Raw genomic sequence first — 16,439 nt, 5'->3', positions numbered from 1 at the left:
TTTTTCAATGAATCTGCGCAAAGGATGGAAAGTGTTGAGCACGTCCGCCCTGCTGCTTGCGCTGATGGTGTCCGGCTGCATCCAATCGGCCGCGCCGAGCCAGCCGGACAGCGGGCAGACAGCACAACCGGGCGGAGAAGCAGACACCACGGCCAAGCTCCGCCTCAATCTGAGAACGGAGCCGCCGTCGCTCGATCCGCCGAAAGGCTACGACAGCGTCTCCAATGAAGTGCTGAACGCGATCATGGAAGGGCTCGTCCGGCTGGACAAGGATCACAAGCCGCAGCCGGCCATGGCGGAGAAGTGGACGATCAGCGACGACGGAAAAACGTACACGTTTACGCTGCGCGACAGCAAGTGGTCCAACGGGGACCCCGTGACGGCGCACGACTTCGAGTACGCATGGAAACGCATCGTCGATCCAAAGAACGCCTTCCCGTCTGCTTTCCTCGCCTATTTTATCGAGGGGGCGGAGAAGTTCAACAAGGGTGAGGGAAGCGCAGACGACGTCAAAGTGAAAGCGCTCGACGACAAGACGTTGGAAGTAAAGCTGAAAGCGCCGACCGGCTTTTTCCTCAACATCATCACGCAGCCGACGTTCTTCCCGGTTCACAAAAAGTCGGTGGAAAGCAACCCGAACTTCGCAGCGGAAGCGTCCACGCTCATTACCAACGGACCGTTCAAAATGACGGAGTGGGTGCATGACCAGACGGTGAAAGTGGAAAAGAACGAAGGCTACTGGGACAAGGATTCGGTCAAGATCGCCGGCCTCGACTGGGTGATGGTAAACGACGAAAACACCCAGTACCAAATGTACAAAACCGGACAGCTCGACGCGGTCCAATCCGTTCCCAACGACCTGAAAAAGCAGCTGATCGATTCAGGGGAAGCCAAAGTGATGCCGGAAGCGTCCGTCTACTACTACCGGATGAACACGGCCATGCCGCCGTTTACGAACAAGAACATCCGCAAGGCGTTTGCCCTGGCGATCGACCGGAAGGCCTTAATCGAAAACGTCACGCAAGGCAACGAAATCCCGGCTTTGGCTCACGTGCCGACCGGCTTGCTGGAACCGGACGGACGCGACTTCCGCGAAGTGGGCGGGGACTACTTTAAGGACAATGACGTTGAACAGGCAAAAGCTCTGCTGAAAAAAGGCATGGAAGAGGAAGGCTGGACCACCCTGCCACCCGTTACCATGACCTACAACACCAGTGACGCGCACAAGGCGATTGCCCAAGTGCTGCAGGAGATGTACAAGAAAAACCTCGGCGTTGACGTGAAGCTGGAAAACAAGGAATGGAACGTGTTCCTGGCGGAGCAGCGCGCACGCAAGCTCCAGTTCTCCCGTTCCACCATTCCGGCTGACTATGCGGATCCCTACAACTTCCTGGAACTCTATACCACGGACCATCCGGGCAACCGCGTAAACTACAGCAATAAGGAGTACGACGCGCTCGTGCAGAAGATCCGCGGCACGGCTGACGAAACCGAGCGCTTCAAGCTGATGCACGAAGCGGAGAAGATCTTCATGGAGGACATGCCGATTGTTCCGATCTATTTCAGAACGGTGGCCTACATGGAGCAGCCGAACGTGAAGGGGATCGTGCGCCATGCCGTTGGGACGATCGATTACAAGTGGGCGGAGATTTTGAAGAAATAATACAATGAAGACAAGGGCTGAAACTGCGTGCCCTTGTCTTCACTTTACAGCATGGAGCGGGTTCCGATGAAGAAAAAAACGGTAACGTTTGTCGCCAAAATGGACGAATTCTTGCAGTCTGTGGTCAGCCAATGCCGCGAGCTGGGCATCTCCGAGGATTTTCACATCGAAGGCAGGCGCGTGGATCAACTGCCGTACCGGCCGATTGTGGACGGTTCGCTCGTTGTCCTGTCCTCCAAAAGCATCTATCCGCAGGTGGCGGCGTATCTGCCGCCGGGGGCGAAGGTGATCGTGGCCAAGCGGATGCTGCCGTACCACAATTTGCGGGAGATGCTGGAAATACCCAAAGGCGTAAAGGTGCTGCTTGTGAGCGACACGGCGGAGACGGCGGAGGAGACGGTCAGGCTGCTGATCGACTCCGGCATGGACTTTGAACTCTACCCGTACTATCCGGGGGCCGACTATCCGCGCGACATCGAGATTGCCGTCACGCCGGGTGAGGCGGAGCACGTGCCGGACACCATCCGCAAAGTGGTGGACATCGGCTTCCGCGTCATCGACCTGTCCACCTGGCTGGAGATCTACGCCCATTTTGACAGCGGCAATTTTCAGCGGGTGACCGCCCGCGCCATGCAGTCGCTGATTGACATCACGAAACAGCTGAACAATGAAATCCATCACGCCCACCTGCTGCACAAATACCTGGAGGCGATCGTCAACCGGATCGAGGATGCCGTGATCGCCATGGACGAAAAGGAAACCATCCGGTTTATCAACCAGAAGGCGGTGGACACGCTTCACCTGCAGGGCGTGCCGGTTCAGGGCGAAAAAGCGGTCCATTGTCTGCCGCCAGACTTCTGCGAAACGATCCGGCAGTGCGACGAAAACGACGACGTGCTGGTGGACTGGGCTGGCCGGACGTATTTTTTCCGCAAGATGCACATCGTCATGGAGGGGCGCTTTCTCGGCAGCCTGCTCTTGTTCCGCAAGGCGGCGGAAATCGAACAGATGGAACACGACTACCGGATGCGCCTGTACAGCAAGGGACTGGTGGCCAAGTACCACTTTGACGACATCTGCGGAAAAAGCCTCTCCTTTCAAAAGGCGCTGCGGATCGCCCGCAAGATTGCCCGGAGCAGCTCGACGGTGCTCTTGCTCGGCGAAACGGGGACGGGCAAGGAACTGTTCGCCCAGGCCATCCACAACGCCTCTCCCCGCAGGCGGGAGCCGTTCGTCGGTGTGAACTTTGCCGCCATTTCCGAATCGCTGTTGGAGAGCGAGCTGTTCGGCTACGAGGAGGGGGCGTTCACCGGGGCGCGCAAGGGAGGACACATCGGCTGGTTTGAGCTGGCCCACAAGGGAACGATTTTTCTCGACGAGATCGGCGACGCCAGCGGTGCGATTCAAAACCGGCTGCTGCGGGTGCTGCAGGAGCGGCAAATCATGCGGGTGGGAGGAAACAAGGTCATCCCGATCGACATCCGCGTCATCGCCGCGACCAACCAGGATTTGCAGCACATGGTGCGGGAAGGCCGCTTTCGCGCCGACCTGTACTACCGGTTAAACATCCTGCCGATCCATCTGCCGCCCCTCAGACAGCGGTCGGAAGACATCCCCTTGCTGGCGGAGGAGTTTATCCGCAAATACTGCCTGGAGATGCGCCGCCCGCCGTTTACTCTCACGCAGGAAGCGCTGAAGGCGATGCAGGAATACGATTGGCCCGGCAACATCCGGGAACTGGAAAACGTGATGGAATACCTGGCCCACGTGGTGGAGGAGGAAGTGTATGCCAGCCACCTGCCGTTTTTGCAGGCGTCTTCCGCCGTTCCGGCCGCAGACGACGTGCTCGCGGACGAATGCCGGACGCTGTGCGAGGCATATGAACAGCGCGGCTTTTTGGACGATGTCGTCGCGATCCTGCATGCATTGAAACAGCAGGGAGGCGGTAGGTACGCGTTGGGCGAGCAGCTCAGCCGGCAGGGGATCGAGCTGAGCGGCCAACAACTGCGATACCGCTTGAAGCTGCTGCAGCAGGACGGGCTGATACACGTCGGCAAAGGACGGCAGGGCAGCCGCTTGTCCATCAAAGGGGCAGCGTTTCTCGCCTGCTGCGGGAAACGGCCGAAGATAAACTGAGGAGGGAGAAAGATGAGTGATCATTCCAATTACTGGAAGCAGCAGGCCTTGGCGCAGCGCGATGCCTATCTGGAAACGCTGCGGCCGTTTCTGGCGATCAACAGCATCGAGGACATGTCGACCGCCGGTCCGGGCAAACCGTTCGGCGACGGAGTGGCGCAGGCGCTGGACTTCATGCTGGCATTGGGCCGCTCCGACGGCTTTGCGGTGAAAAACCTGGAGGGTTACGCCGGATACGTGGAATACGGAGAGGGCGAAGAAGAAGTGGGGGTGCTCGTCCACGTCGACGTGGTCACCGTTGGCGAAGGATGGACGACGCCGCCGTTTGAGCCGCACATCCGCGACGGCAAAATCTACGCCCGCGGCGCCATCGACGACAAGGGACCGGCGCTGGCCGCCTATTTCGCGCTGAGGCTGCTCAAGCAGTCGGGCCTGCCGCTCACAAAACGCGTCCGCCTGATCATCGGCACCGACGAGGAGAGCGGATGGCTGTGCATGAAGCACTACGCCGAACGGGAAGCGCTACCGGAAATCGGCTTTTCGCCGGACGCGTCGTTTCCGATGATCCACGCGGAAAAGGGGCAGATCAATCCGACGCTGACGCTGGCCGCACAGCCGCAGTCCGCGGCGGATGCCGGTTGGCGGCTGCTGTCGTTCGTCTCCGGCGATCAGGGTAACAGCGTGCCGGACAAAGCGACCGCCTCGGTGGCGGTGCCGGCGGGAGCGGAGGCGGAAACAGCCGTGGCGGCGGTGACGGAGCGCTGGGACGCGTTTCTCCTTGCCAGCCGTGTGACGGGACGGCTGGAGCGGAGAGAGCCTGGCGTTTTGTCGTTTCAACTCGACGGCAAACCGGCTCACGGCATGGAGCCGTTCAACGGCGTCAACGCCGGCACGCTGCTGGCCCGTTTTCTGTACGACACCCCGTTTGCCGGTTCCGATCGCATGTTTCTCCGCTTCCTCGCCGAGGTTCTGCACGAAGACCACTACGGCGAGCGGCTGAACGTCGCGTGTCAAGACGAGGTGAGCGGAGCGCTGACCGTCAACGCGGGTATCCTGCGCTACGACAGGAGCGAGGGCGGGTCTGTCCGGCTGAACATCCGCTACCCCGCCACCCTGTCGCCGGAGCCGTACGTGGAGCGGCTGAAGGCACGCACCCAGGAACTGGGCTGGACGGTGTCAAGCCTGCGCACTTCCAAGTCCCACTACGTGCCTGCGGACCATCCCGTCATCCGGACGCTCTCCCGCGTGTATGAGCAGCATACCGGAGAGCCTGCCCGCCTGCTCGCTTCCGGCGGCGCCACGTACGCCAAGACGCTGAAAGCGGGCGTGGCATTCGGCCCCGTGTTCCCCGGAAAAGCGTCGACCGCCCATCTCGCGGACGAATACGCGGAGATTGACGATCTGCTTCAGGCGATGGCGATCTACGCCCAGGCGATGTACGAATTGGCCAAATAACCAGAAGGAGGAGCACCCATGTCCCATTACCTGGCAAAGCGCTTCCTGATGATGCTCTTGACGTTGTGGATCATCGTGACGCTGACCTTTTCGCTGATGCATGCGATTCCCGGCGATCCGTTCGCTTCCGATTCGGATCAACTGCCGGAGCAGATCCGCGCCAATCTGCGAGCCAAATACCATCTGGACGAGCCGCTGCCGATTCAATATCTGCTTTATCTGAAAAATCTGATCATGCTGGATTTGGGCCCTTCCATCAAATCGGATACGCGCGGTGTCAACGACATGATCGCGGACGGATTTGGCGCATCGGCCTTGCTGGGCGCGCAGGCGGTCGCGATTGCGCTGGTGTTCGGGATTTTCTTTGGCATTGTCGCCGCGCTCAACCGCGGCCGTTGGCTCGATTACGCGGCGATGGCCCTGGCCGTCCTCGGGGTGGCGATCCCCAGCTTCATCATGGCCCCGCTGCTGATCAACTTTTTAGCGATCAAGTGGCCGATCTTTCCCGTCGCCACCTGGGGGACCTGGATGCATACGGTGCTGCCGTCGCTGGCGCTGGCGTTCGGCCCGTTGGCGATCATCACCCGCTACATGCGCGCCAGCATGATTGAAGTGATGAACCAAAACTACATCCGCACCGCCGAGGCGAAAGGGATTCCCACCTTGGCCATCGTGGTCAGACACGGCATCCGCAACGCGATCCTGCCAGTGGTCACGTTCCTGGGGCCGCTGATTGCCTCGCTGATCACCGGCACGTTTGTCGTGGAAAAAATCTTTGCCATTCCCGGGATCGGCAAGTACTTTGTTGACGGCATCTTCAACCGCGATTATCCGGTCATCCTGGGAACGACTGTTTTTTACAGCTCCATTCTGATTATTACCATCTTTCTGATCGACCTGGCGTACACCCTGATCGACCCGCGGATCAAGTTGACCAACAAGGAGGGATAGGAAGTGGCGATGGAACAGAAAATCGATCCCCTGTTTCGCCCGCTGGCCAAACAGGAGCAGGCCGACGCAGTTTCTGCCCGCCCGAGCCTGAGCAACGCCCAGCTGGCGATCCGCAAGCTGGTGAAAAACAAGCTGGCGATGCTGGGCCTCGTGATCATCGTCGCGCTGGTCGCGATGGCGATCATCGGGCCGCATCTGGTCCCGTACAGCTATTCCGACCAAAGTCTGATGATGAAAAACAAACCGGTTTCCGCCGAGCACTGGTTCGGGACGGACGATTTGGGCCGGGACATGTTTGCCCGCACCTGGTACGGCGCCCGGATCTCGCTGACGATCGGGGTGGTGGCGGCGCTGATCGACTTGATCATCGGCGTGACGGTCGGCGGCGTCGCCGGGTACATGGCCGGCAGGGGCAAGCGGGGTGAGCGGATCGACACCGTCATCATGCGGTTGATCGAAGTGCTGTACGGACTGCCGTACCTCTTGGTCGTCATCCTGCTGATGGTCGTGATGGAGCCGGGCATGCTGACGATCATCATCGCGCTGTCCGCGACCGGCTGGGTGGGAATGGCCCGTCTGGTACGGGGGCAAATCCTGCAGTTGAAAAACCAGGAGTTCATCCTCGCCGCTCAGGTGCTCGGGGCCAAGTTTCCCCGCATTTTGTTCAAACATCTGATCCCAAACACGTTTGGCGTGATAATCGTCAACCTGACGTTTACCATCCCGTCGGCGATCTTTGCCGAGTCGTTCCTCAGCTTTCTCGGCCTGGGCGTACAGGCGCCGGTAGCCAGTTGGGGGACGATGACCAACGACGCGCTGGGGGTCATCCTCACCGGCGACTGGTGGCGCCTCTTTTTCCCGGCGCTGATGATCTCGCTGACGATGTTTGCCTTCAACGTGTTTGGCGACGGCCTGCAGGACGCGCTCGATCCGCGTCTGCGCGAGTAAGAGAAAGGGGGAAAAACGGCGATGGCCGAACAACATTTGCTGACCATCGACAATCTGAAAGTAAACTTCAAGACGTACGGCGGGGAAGTACAGGCCGTACGCGGCGTCTCCTTCCATGTGGACAAGGGAGAGACGGTGGCGGTCGTCGGTGAGAGCGGCTGCGGAAAAAGCGTCACGGCCCAGGCGATCATGGGCCTGATCCCCGCCCCGCCCGGCCGGATCGTCGAGGGCCGGATCGTCTTTGAAGGAAAAGAGATTACTGCGATGAGCAAAAAAGAGCTGCTGGAGATTCGCGGCTCGCAGATCGGCATGGTCTTTCAGGACCCGATGACGGCGCTCAATCCGACGATGAAGGTGGGAAGACAGATCGTGGAGGGGTTTGTCCGCCATCATCAGGTCTCGCGGGAAGAGGCGCAAAAGCGGGCGATTGAGCTGCTGCGCATGGTGGGCATCCCCGACCCGGAAAAGCGGGCCGACCAGTACCCGCACCAATTCAGCGGCGGGATGCGGCAGCGGGTGGTCATCGCCATCGCTCTGGCCTGCCAGCCGAAGCTGGTGATCGCCGACGAGCCGACCACCGCGCTGGACGTGACGATTCAGGCACAGATTCTCGATCTGTTGAAGCGGCTGCAGGAGGAGCAGGGGCTGTCCGTGCTGATCATCACCCACGACCTGGGTGTGGTAGCGGAAATCGCCCACCGGATGGTGGTCATGTACGCCGGCGTGGTCGTGGAGACCGGCAGCGTGAAGGACGTCTTCTCCCATCCCCGCCATCCCTATACCTGGGGACTAATGCGTTCCCTGCCCCGGCTGGACGGGGAAAAGCAGCGGCTGGTGCCGATCGAGGGGACGCCGCCCGATCTGTTCCATCCGCCCAAAGGCTGCCCGTTTGCGGCCCGCTGCGAATTCGCCATGGAAATCTGCGACCGGCAGATACCGGAGCCTACCGCGTTCGGAGGGGGGCATCAGGCCGCCTGCTGGCTGCATGACCCGCGCGCCCCGCGCATCGAGGAACTGGTCGCGGCAGGGAGGCAGACAGAATGACAGAGGTGCTGGTGGAAGTAAAGGAACTGAAAAAGTACTTTTCCTTCGGTCACGGACTGGAGGTAAAGGCCGTGGACGGCGTCTCCTTTTCCATCCGCAAGGGGGAGACGCTGGGACTGGTGGGAGAGAGCGGCTGCGGCAAATCGACGCTCGGGCGGACGATCGTCCGACTGTATGAACACACGGCCGGAGAAGTGCTGTTCAAGGGGAAGAACGTGCATGAGCTGAGAGGCAAGGAAGTGGCACAGTTCAACCGGGACGTGCAGATGATTTTCCAGGATCCGCAGGCCAGCCTCAATCCGCGCATGACCGTGGAGGACATCATCGCCGAAGGGCTTGACATCCACGGCCTCGCCAGGGGAAGCAGACGGGAGCGGGTGGCCGAACTGCTGCAGTTGGTCGGCCTCCGAAAGGAACATGCGCAGCGCTACCCGCATGAGTTCAGCGGGGGACAGCGGCAGCGGATCGGCATTGCCCGCGCCTTGGCGGTGGAGCCGGAATTCATCGTCGCTGACGAACCGATCTCCGCGCTGGACGTCTCCATCCAGGCCCAGGTTGTCAACCTGCTGGAAGACCTTCAAGCACATAGAGGGCTGACCTATCTCTTCATCGCCCATGATCTGTCGATGGTGAAGCACATCTCCACCCGCATCGGCGTGATGTACCTGGGCAAGCTGGTGGAACTGGCGGAGAGCGGGGAACTGTATGCGGAGCCGCTGCACCCGTATACGCAGGCGCTGCTCTCTTCCGTGCCGGTGCCGGATCCGACGGTGAAGCGGGAACGCATCATCCTGAAGGGAGATCTGCCCAGTCCGGCCAACAAGCCGAGCGGGTGCTGCTTTCGCACGCGCTGTCCGCACGCGACGGAGCGCTGCGCCATCGAGGAGCCGGTGTGGCGGGAAGTGCGGACAGGCCATTGGGCGGCCTGCCATCTGTACGCGGACTAGCGGTAGTACCAAACGGTCAGCGCGACGGAAAAGACGATCAGGGCTGCTCCGCTCCAGAGCAGAAGAGACGTTCCGATTCGGATGAACGTCTCTTTTTTTCGGGCGAAAACCGGGTCGTCAAGGTTGTACCAGTCGCTCTCCATCACGCGAGGACGGCGGAAGAAGAGTGCTTGCAGCCGTTTGAAGCCGGCGCCAAACACGGTAAAAAACCCGGAGCGGACGACCAGGGCGATACAGCCGAGGACGAGCAGGAAGAGTCCGGCCAGGAAACTCCGGTTGATGATCGTAAGCAGCGCTTCGGCGGGTACGGTCAGACCGGCTGCCAGAGCGGCCGCCGACACGATGATCAGGAAAAGGATGACAAGTGCAGGCATGATCACGTTCACGTCCTTTGGCTGGAAGTTGCGTAACCGGCTCGCTTCGTCCATTCGACGTGGAGAGCCGGAGAATGTTTTCCGGAAGCCGGCAATTTGACTGTACCGCAAATGCAGAAGGATGCCAATGAGCTGAATCGATGATAAAATGCATCGCCCCTTCCGGCAGATGGGGGACGGAAGGGGCTGCGCGTTTCAGAACGGCTGCCAGCGAAGCCGCCTCGCCTGCTGAAAGCGCTCCTCGACGGCCGACCAGTTGACGACGTTCCACCAGTTGCTGACGTACGTGTCCCGCTGGTTCTGGTATTGCAGGAAGTAGCTGTGCTCCCAGACGTCCAGCACCAGCAGGGGCACGACGTCCCACTGGGAGAGGTTCTGGTGCTTTTCCGCCTGGAGGATCTCCAGGTGCTGCGCCCGCGGCGACCAGACGAGGATCGCCCAGCCCGGTCCTTCCACTTGTACGGCGGCTTGCGTGAACTGAGCTTTGAAGGCGTCAAACGAGCCGAAGTAGCGCCGGATGTATTCCGCCAGATCGCCGTGCGGTTCGCCGCCGCCTTCCGGGTGCATCACCTGCCAGAAAATCGTGTGCAGGTAATGGCCGGCTCCGTTAAAGGCCAGTTCCCGCTCCCAGTGGCGGATCAGGGCGAAGTCGTTTCTCGCCCGCGCCTCCGCCAGCTTCAGCTCGGCCTTGTTCAGGTCCTCCACGTATCTGCGGTGCAGTTTGTCATGGTGGATGCGCATGGTCGTTTCGTCGATGTACGGCTCCAGGGCGTCGTAGGCGTACGGCAGAGGGGGCAGCGTATGGCGTCCGACCGGTACGGGACGGGCGACGGGCACCGGCTGGCGGGACGAGGAAAAGGCGGCCTTCAAGGTCTCCGGCTGTTCCTGCTCGTTGTGCTGGATCAGGCGGAGGAATTGGTGAAACTGCTTTTGCACCACTTCCGCCTTGGCGATCAGCGCGGGAACGGCCTCGTGATGAGGGGCTTTCTTTATCTGTGCCGCTTTGCGGCCGATAAGCGTAAACGCTTCGTCAAACTTGTGCAGGTGGCGCTCCAGCTCCCGGCCGAGCTGCTTGGACTTGCGCAGATGCTCAATCCACTGGCTGCCCCACTGGCTCCAGTTGACGAGGTGCTTGATCTGTTCTTCCAACGCGATTCCTCCTTTTCTCGCTATTCTATTCCAGCGTATGAAAAGCGCCCAGCGATGGTGCGGCATATGCGGAGTACGTGGCACAGGCGGACCGCATATGGTTATACCACAAACGCAAAAAAGTGGTATGCTGGGAGATGGACATCACAACAGGGGAGACACACCTATGAGCGACCAACGAGCAATTGCCATTATTGACTCAGGAGTGGGAGGACTGACGGTAGCGAAAGAAGTGATGCGGCAGCTTCCCGACGAACGGATTCTGTACTTCGGCGACAACGCCCGATGCCCGTACGGCTCCAAGTCGCCGGAAGAGATACGCGCCTACAGTTTTCAAATGATTGAGTTTGTTACCCACTATCCCGTGAAGGCCCTGGTAGTGGCCTGCAACACCGCAACGGCGGTCGTCCTGGAGGAAGCGCAGCAGCATCTGCCGCTGCCGGTCATCGGCGTGATCGAGCCGGGAGCGCGGGCGGCGGCGCGGGCCACGCGGAGCGGCCGGATCGGCGTGATCGGGACGGAGACGACGATTCGCACCCGCGCGTACGAGCAAGCCCTGCTGCGGCTGCGGCCGGAGACGTATGTGGCGGGCCTGGCCTGTCCGGCGTTTGTTCCGCTGGTGGAACACCATCAGCAGCATACGGCGGAGGCGCGCCGGGTGGTGGCCCGGACGCTGGAGCCCTTGATCCGGGAGGAATTGGACACGCTGATTTTGGGCTGCACCCATTACCCGCTGCTGGCCCCCGTCATCCAGGAAGTGATGGGGCCATCCGTCACCTTGATCAGCTCGGCGGAGGAAACCGCGCGGGAACTGACCCGGCATGCCTCGATTGCGAGGGCGGGCGAAACGTCTTCGGCTCCCGGCCATCTGTTCTTCACCAGCGGCGACGCCGACAATTTCCGCTCCATCGCGGAGGAGTGGCTGGGCTGCGGGGTGAAGGTGGAGCGCCGGTCGCTGGAGCAGTCGTATCAACCCTAAGCTAAAAGCGGCGCCAACCATGGCGCCGCTGTTTTTCTTCTGCCAGCTCTCACTCTTTTCGGACATTTCAACGCATAAACCCAAGCCCTGCTCGTATACATGATAGTACAAAGTGTCTGGAGGAGGCTGGGTAATGATGAAGATACATCGCATCGGCACAATCACGGCCGTGCTTGGGGTCAGCGCACTTCTGCTTTCGGGGTGCGGTCTCTTCGGGCCGGAAAAGGAAGCCACCAGCATCGATGCACCCCCGCCGCAGTCGGAAGCCGCCCAGAATACACCGAACGGTCTGCCGCCGACGGATGGCACAGCCGGTGGGGCGGAGGCCGCGGTCACAGAGTCGGTCGATCGTACCGTCTACTTGCTGGACGCCAACGGATTCGTGGTGCCGTTCACGCTGACCCTGCCCAAAACGGAAGGGGTGGCGAAACAGGTGCTGACCTACATGGTCAAAGGCGGACCGGTGGAAAGCCTGCTCCCCAACGGCTTTTCCGCGGTACTCCCTGAAGGGACGGAGGTAAAAGGGCTGGTCATCAAGGACGGATTGGCGACGGTTGACTTTTCCAAGGAGTTCAAAACGTACGACAGCAAGAACGAAAAGCAGATTCTGGACGCGGTGACCCGGGCGCTGACCGAGTTTGCCAACGTCAAAAGGGTGCAGATCTGGGTAAACGGCACGCCGCTTACCGAAATGCCGGTGGGCAGCACCCCGATCTCGTCCGCTCTGGACCGCAGCCTCGGGATCAACCTGGAGCTGGCGGAAGGGGCCGTTCCCGGCCGCACCACGTCGGTCACGGTCTATTTTCAGGGACAACTGGATGACAAGCGCTCCTATTTCGTGCCGGTCACCCGCCTGGTGCCGGAGACGGAGAACGTGGCCAAAGCGGCGGTGGAGGAGCTGATCAAAGGGCCGAAAGACGATTCGCCGCTGTTCAGCTCGCTCCTGCGCACCACCCGGGTGCTGAATGTGAAGCAGGAGAATGACCTGGTCACTGTCGATCTGAGCAGCGACATCCTCAGGTACGACGACGGCAGGGAAGCCAATCCGGAAGCGCTGGAGTCGCTGGTTCTCTCGCTGACCGAAAGCACAGGGGCCAAACAGGTTCAACTGCTGGTGGAAGGCAAGCCGCTCACCAGCGGAACGTACGATTTCACCAAGCCGGTCGCCCGCCCCGTCCACATCAACACGATGCAGTTTTGACAGCGCGCGAGAATCCACGCCCGAATCGGCAGGCGTGGTTTTTTGTTTGCGGCGGACCTGTCAGTCCGGTTGAGCCGGGGCGGCGCTATCGGCTGTCCGGGAGGCCTGCCAGATCAAGACGCCGAGGATCAGCGAGCAGAGGGTGATCAGCAGCCCGGCGGCAAAACCGAGCAGCCGCGGTTCAAAGACGGTGAGCAGCCATCCGCCGACGAGCATCGAGAGGCCGATGAGCACGCTGGAGATGGTCGATTCGAGAGCGAACACACGGCCGTGGTACGCGTTGTTGAGATGCCGCATCAGGAGCGTGCGCAGACTGGCGTTGCCCATCCCCCCGGCGACGGTGGAGAGCGCGTAGCAGGCGGCCGCCAGGTAAATGGTGGGAGCGAAGCTGGTCAGCACGTGAGCGAAGCCTTCGACGGCGAGACTGTAGGAAGCCATGTGGTAAGGCCGCCGTTTCAGCAGATCGGCCGCCACGCCGCCGACGATGAACCCGAGTCCGATCGCGCCGTAGAGGAGACCGACTCCGCTTTTGCCGGCCGCAAACACCTGGTAGGCGTAGACGCTGATCAGCACGTTGAGAATACCTCCCCCGATCGGCCACAAGGTCGTCATCAGCAGGGTGTACAGGACCAGGGGAGTTTGGCGGATCAGCGAAAACAGGTCACGGTAGGACGGTTCGTTCGCTTTGCGCTCCTCCTTGTCCGCTTCACGTCGGACACCGCTTGATCGCGGGGGGAGGGAAATCCGCAGAATCAGCGCCGCGGACAGCACAAAGGAAAGCGAGTTGCAGACGAACGCGGCATCCGTCCCCCAATAGGCGGCAAAGACGCCGCCGACCAGCGATCCGGCCGCCATCACGATCCCGAACACGCTTTCCTCCAGCGCATTGGCCGAGAGGAGCTGATCGCGTTCGACGACGTCCGGGATCAGGGAGATCCTCGCCGGGTTGTACAGCGCGGAAAAGGCGACGAGGGCAAACGTTCCGGCGTAGACGATCCAGACGTCGTCAGCGGAGGAGACGAACAGGAAGCAGAGGGCGATCACCGCCCGCACCAGGTCGCAGGTGACCATGACGGCTTTGCGGTTGAAGCGGTCGGCCAACATCCCGCCGAGCGGCCCGAACACCAGGTAGGGCAAGGTGCGGAGCGCCAGCGTAATGCCTACGGCCATGGCCGTGCCGGTGATCTCCAACAGCAGGCTCAGGACGGCGACGCTGTTGAACCAATCCCCGACTCCGCTGAAAAAGTTGGCAAGCAGCAGCCTGCGAAAATTGGCTTGACGCAAAAGCAGGGAGGACGTCATAAGAATCACCCCTTAATTAGTTAATTGTCTAATTAGATATTAGTCAAATTTGTGTGTGTGCGCAAGACCCCTCTTTGCCGGAGTTTCGTTCCCGCCGAACGGATGGATTTTTCTCCGGGCTTTCGGCAGCGGATTTTTCCACAGCTTCGGAAATGCGTTCCAGGGCTTTGCGGAGTGGCAGAGGGTTTCCTGCGTCTGGTATAATGAGCGGAGTTGACGATAGCAAGCTAGGAGGAAACATGGAATGAGACTTGATGGCCGTGACCGTGACCAATTGCGCCCAGTCAAGATTACGCGCAATTACATCAAACACGCGGAAGGTTCTTGTCTAATCGAAGTAGGAGACACCAAGGTAATCTGTACGGCGACACTGGAGGATCGCGTGCCGCCGTTCATGCGCGGAGGCGGAAAAGGGTGGATTACAGCCGAATACTCCATGCTTCCTCGGGCCACGGAGTCACGCAACCCACGGGAATCGTCCAAAGGCAAAGTGGGCGGACGAACCATGGAAATTCAGCGGCTGATCGGCCGTGCGCTGCGCTCGGTCGTTCAGTTGGAAGCGATGGGAGAGCGCACCATCTGGCTGGATTGCGACGTGATCCAGGCCGACGGCGGTACGCGGACGGCGGCGATCACCGGCGCATTTGTGGCGATGGTGGACGCGATGCAAAAGCTGGTGGAGGCCGGCACCATAAAGCAGATGCCGCTGCGCGATTTTCTGGCAGCGACCTCGGTCGGCATCATCGACGGCCACCCGATGCTGGACCTCAATTATAAAGAAGATTCGACGGCCACGGTGGACATGAACGTCGTCATGACCGGACGGGGCAAATTTGTCGAACTGCAGGGCACGGGCGAAGAAGCGCCGTTTACCGGCGAGCAGCTTCAGGAACTGCTTTCCCTGGCGAAAAAAGGCATCGACGGACTGATTGCCGCGCAAAAGGAAGCGCTGGCCGACGTACCGCTGACGTTTGCGGACGACAACGAAAACGATCAGGAAACGGTGGCGGAGGAGAGTCATGTCTGAGCGAAAACGAGTGGTGCTGGCGACGCGGAACAAAGGAAAGGTAAAGGAATTCAACAGCCTGTTCGCCGAACTGGGCTGGGAAGGCGTCAGCCTGGAAGCGTTTGAAGGCGTGCCGGAAGTGGTGGAGGACGGCGACACGTTTGAAGCCAACGCCTTGAAAAAAGCGATGACCGTTGCTACATACCTGAACATGCCGGCCGTGGGCGACGACTCCGGCCTGGAGGTGGACGCGCTGGAGGGACGCCCCGGCGTCTATTCCGCCCGCTATGCCGGCGAACACGCCAGCGATGAGCAAAACTGGCGAAAGCTGCTGGACGAACTGCGCGGAGTGCCGGCACAGCAGCGGACGGCACGTTTCCGCTGCGTGCTCGTCCTAGCGGAACCGGGCAGCGAGCCCGTCGTGGCCCAAGGCACCTGTGAGGGCGTCATCGCCGAAGCTCCGCAGGGCACCAACGGCTTCGGGTACGACCCGGTCTTTTACCTGCCGGACAAGGGGCTGACCATGGCGCAGCTGTCGCCGGAAGAGAAAAACCGCATCAGCCACCGGGCGATGGCGATGCGCAATCTGCTGGCGGCGATCAAGCGGCAGGGATAGCGGTTCATCGGCAGAATACAGGCAGAAGGGAGTGCGGTACAGTGGGCATTCTGATCCTGAGCGACACGCACGGCTTGGTTCGCGAAGTGAAAGAGACGGTGGAACGCCACGCGGCGGACAAGGTCTTTCACTGCGGCGATTTTTGCGTCGACTGGCAGCGGGAACCCTTTGCCGGCATGGTTCTGGTCAAGGGCAACTGCGATGCGGCCGGGGACGTTCCCGACGAACAGCTGACCGAGTGGAAGGACCTGAAAATCCTGCAGACGCACGGCCACCTGTTCGGGGTGAAAAGCTCGCTCATGCGGCTGCACTACCGGGCGGAGGAAACGGGGGCCAACGTCGTGCTGTTCGGCCATTCCCACGTTCCGGTCTGCGGCGTCGAGCGGGGCATCCTGTTTCTCAACCCGGGCAGCCTGCAGCTCCCCCGCGGTTTTGACGTTCCCACCTACGCGTACCTGGAACAGCTTGAGAAGAAAAAGCGGGAAGTGCGCGTCAAGGTCACCTATTACGACCACCGCGGCAACCCGTTGGACCGGCTGGGGGGGAGTTTTTCCCTGCGGCGCTGACTTCTTGAAAAATGGTGAATATGTGCTATACTTAAATGGTTATAATGGCTAGAATTGCATCGCCCGTGCCGACTGCAAACCGGTCACTGCGGGCGGTGTTCT

The 16,439-nt window shown here is 60.7% G+C and carries 15 protein-coding genes; 12 read left to right on the top strand and 3 right to left on the bottom strand.

Annotated features, from left to right (window positions below; all coding sequences use genetic code 11):
• Positions 1-7: 7 nt before the first annotated feature.
• From A6764_RS16875 to A6764_RS16845, 7 genes are all read left to right on the top strand, one after another.
• Positions 8-1,663, top strand: a complete 1,656-nt coding sequence (locus A6764_RS16875) for a peptide ABC transporter substrate-binding protein (RefSeq protein WP_029097538.1) — start codon at positions 8-10, stop codon at positions 1,661-1,663.
• Between the two features lie 66 nt (positions 1,664-1,729).
• On the top strand, positions 1,730-3,799 hold the full coding sequence (locus A6764_RS16870) for a sigma-54 interaction domain-containing protein (protein WP_065068113.1): 2,070 nt from the start codon (positions 1,730-1,732) through the stop codon (positions 3,797-3,799).
• A gap of 12 nt (positions 3,800-3,811) precedes the next feature.
• A complete protein-coding gene (gene pepV, locus A6764_RS16865; protein ID WP_065068114.1) occupies positions 3,812-5,254 on the top strand; it encodes a dipeptidase PepV in 1,443 nt (480 codons plus the stop codon).
• 18 nt (positions 5,255-5,272) lie between these two features.
• Entirely contained in the window at positions 5,273-6,205 is a 933-nt protein-coding gene (locus A6764_RS16860) for an ABC transporter permease (protein WP_029097535.1), read from the top strand.
• Between the two features lie 9 nt (positions 6,206-6,214).
• Complete coding sequence (locus A6764_RS16855) at positions 6,215-7,153, top strand: ABC transporter permease (protein WP_238550906.1); 939 nt, start codon at positions 6,215-6,217, stop codon at positions 7,151-7,153.
• 21 nt (positions 7,154-7,174) lie between these two features.
• Positions 7,175-8,197 (top strand): ABC transporter ATP-binding protein, encoded by a 1,023-nt coding sequence (locus A6764_RS16850; protein ID WP_029097533.1) that lies wholly within the window; start codon positions 7,175-7,177, stop codon positions 8,195-8,197.
• Positions 8,194-9,144 carry an ABC transporter ATP-binding protein gene (locus A6764_RS16845; protein ID WP_065068115.1) on the top strand — a complete coding sequence of 317 codons (951 nt, stop codon included), beginning with the start codon at positions 8,194-8,196 and terminating at the stop codon, positions 9,142-9,144. The genes A6764_RS16850 and A6764_RS16845 overlap by 4 nt, the downstream gene beginning before the upstream one ends.
• On the opposite strand, the gene A6764_RS16840 is transcribed toward A6764_RS16845, so the two are convergent.
• Together A6764_RS16840 and A6764_RS16835 are read right to left on the bottom strand one after the other, a co-directional pair.
• A complete protein-coding gene (locus A6764_RS16840; protein ID WP_029097531.1) occupies positions 9,141-9,518 on the bottom strand; it encodes a DUF3899 domain-containing protein in 378 nt (125 codons plus the stop codon). The two genes, A6764_RS16845 and A6764_RS16840, sit on opposite strands and share 4 nt — an antisense overlap.
• Before the next feature lie 195 nt (positions 9,519-9,713).
• Positions 9,714-10,667 (bottom strand): superoxide dismutase, encoded by a 954-nt coding sequence (locus tag A6764_RS16835; protein ID WP_065068116.1) that lies wholly within the window; start codon positions 10,665-10,667, stop codon positions 9,714-9,716.
• A 166-nt stretch (positions 10,668-10,833) separates the two neighbouring features.
• Here A6764_RS16835 and racE point away from each other — a divergent pair, with 166 nt between their 5' ends.
• Entirely contained in the window at positions 10,834-11,646 is an 813-nt protein-coding gene (gene racE / locus A6764_RS16830) for a glutamate racemase (RefSeq protein ID WP_029097529.1), read from the top strand.
• Positions 11,647-11,782: 136 nt separating this feature from the next.
• Positions 11,783-12,847, top strand: a complete 1,065-nt coding sequence (locus A6764_RS16825) for a GerMN domain-containing protein (RefSeq protein ID WP_029097528.1) — start codon at positions 11,783-11,785, stop codon at positions 12,845-12,847.
• 60 nt (positions 12,848-12,907) lie between these two features.
• Here A6764_RS16825 and A6764_RS16820 read toward each other — a convergent pair whose 3' ends face one another.
• Positions 12,908-14,149, bottom strand: coding sequence for an MFS transporter (locus A6764_RS16820; protein ID WP_065068118.1), 1,242 nt, complete (start codon positions 14,147-14,149; stop codon positions 12,908-12,910).
• Positions 14,150-14,393: 244 nt separating this feature from the next.
• On the opposite strand from A6764_RS16820, the gene rph reads away from it, so the two are divergent.
• From rph to A6764_RS16805, 3 genes are read left to right on the top strand one after another with little or no spacing between them, the layout of a single operon-like run.
• On the top strand, positions 14,394-15,176 hold the full coding sequence (rph, locus tag A6764_RS16815) for a ribonuclease PH (RefSeq protein ID WP_029097526.1): 783 nt from the start codon (positions 14,394-14,396) through the stop codon (positions 15,174-15,176).
• Entirely contained in the window at positions 15,169-15,771 is a 603-nt protein-coding gene (locus tag A6764_RS16810) for an XTP/dITP diphosphatase (protein WP_029097525.1), read from the top strand. Before rph ends, A6764_RS16810 begins: the two co-directional genes overlap by 8 nt.
• 41 nt (positions 15,772-15,812) lie before the next feature.
• Positions 15,813-16,337, top strand: a complete 525-nt coding sequence (locus A6764_RS16805) for a metallophosphoesterase family protein (protein WP_065068119.1) — start codon at positions 15,813-15,815, stop codon at positions 16,335-16,337.
• Positions 16,338-16,439 lie beyond the last annotated feature (102 nt).

The organism is Brevibacillus sp. WF146 (genome assembly GCF_001673705.2).
GTDB lineage: Bacteria > Bacillota > Bacilli > Brevibacillales > Brevibacillaceae > Brevibacillus > Brevibacillus thermoruber.
The sequence above is the reverse complement of the archived record's forward strand: the minus strand, read 5'-3'. Positions and strand labels throughout refer to the sequence as shown.

Excerpts from the sequence above, each read along its gene's own strand:
- pepV (WP_065068114.1), top strand. The coding sequence starts at position 3,812 with ATGAGTGATCATTCCAATTACTGGAAGCAGCAGGCCTTGGCGCAGCGC.
- A6764_RS16820 (WP_065068118.1), bottom strand. The coding sequence starts at position 14,149 with ATGACGTCCTCCCTGCTTTTGCGTCAAGCCAATTTTCGCAGGCTGCTG.
- A6764_RS16875 (WP_029097538.1), top strand. The coding sequence starts at position 8 with ATGAATCTGCGCAAAGGATGGAAAGTGTTGAGCACGTCCGCCCTGCTG.
- A6764_RS16870 (WP_065068113.1), top strand. The coding sequence starts at position 1,730 with ATGAAGAAAAAAACGGTAACGTTTGTCGCCAAAATGGACGAATTCTTG.
- rph (WP_029097526.1), top strand. The coding sequence starts at position 14,394 with ATGAGACTTGATGGCCGTGACCGTGACCAATTGCGCCCAGTCAAGATT.
- A6764_RS16850 (WP_029097533.1), top strand. The coding sequence starts at position 7,175 with ATGGCCGAACAACATTTGCTGACCATCGACAATCTGAAAGTAAACTTC.
- A6764_RS16855 (WP_238550906.1), top strand. The coding sequence starts at position 6,215 with ATGGAACAGAAAATCGATCCCCTGTTTCGCCCGCTGGCCAAACAGGAG.
- A6764_RS16810 (WP_029097525.1), top strand. The coding sequence starts at position 15,169 with ATGTCTGAGCGAAAACGAGTGGTGCTGGCGACGCGGAACAAAGGAAAG.
- A6764_RS16825 (WP_029097528.1), top strand. The coding sequence starts at position 11,783 with ATGAAGATACATCGCATCGGCACAATCACGGCCGTGCTTGGGGTCAGC.
- A6764_RS16840 (WP_029097531.1), bottom strand. The coding sequence starts at position 9,518 with ATGCCTGCACTTGTCATCCTTTTCCTGATCATCGTGTCGGCGGCCGCT.
- racE (WP_029097529.1), top strand. The coding sequence starts at position 10,834 with ATGAGCGACCAACGAGCAATTGCCATTATTGACTCAGGAGTGGGAGGA.
- A6764_RS16845 (WP_065068115.1), top strand. The coding sequence starts at position 8,194 with ATGACAGAGGTGCTGGTGGAAGTAAAGGAACTGAAAAAGTACTTTTCC.
- A6764_RS16860 (WP_029097535.1), top strand. The coding sequence starts at position 5,273 with ATGTCCCATTACCTGGCAAAGCGCTTCCTGATGATGCTCTTGACGTTG.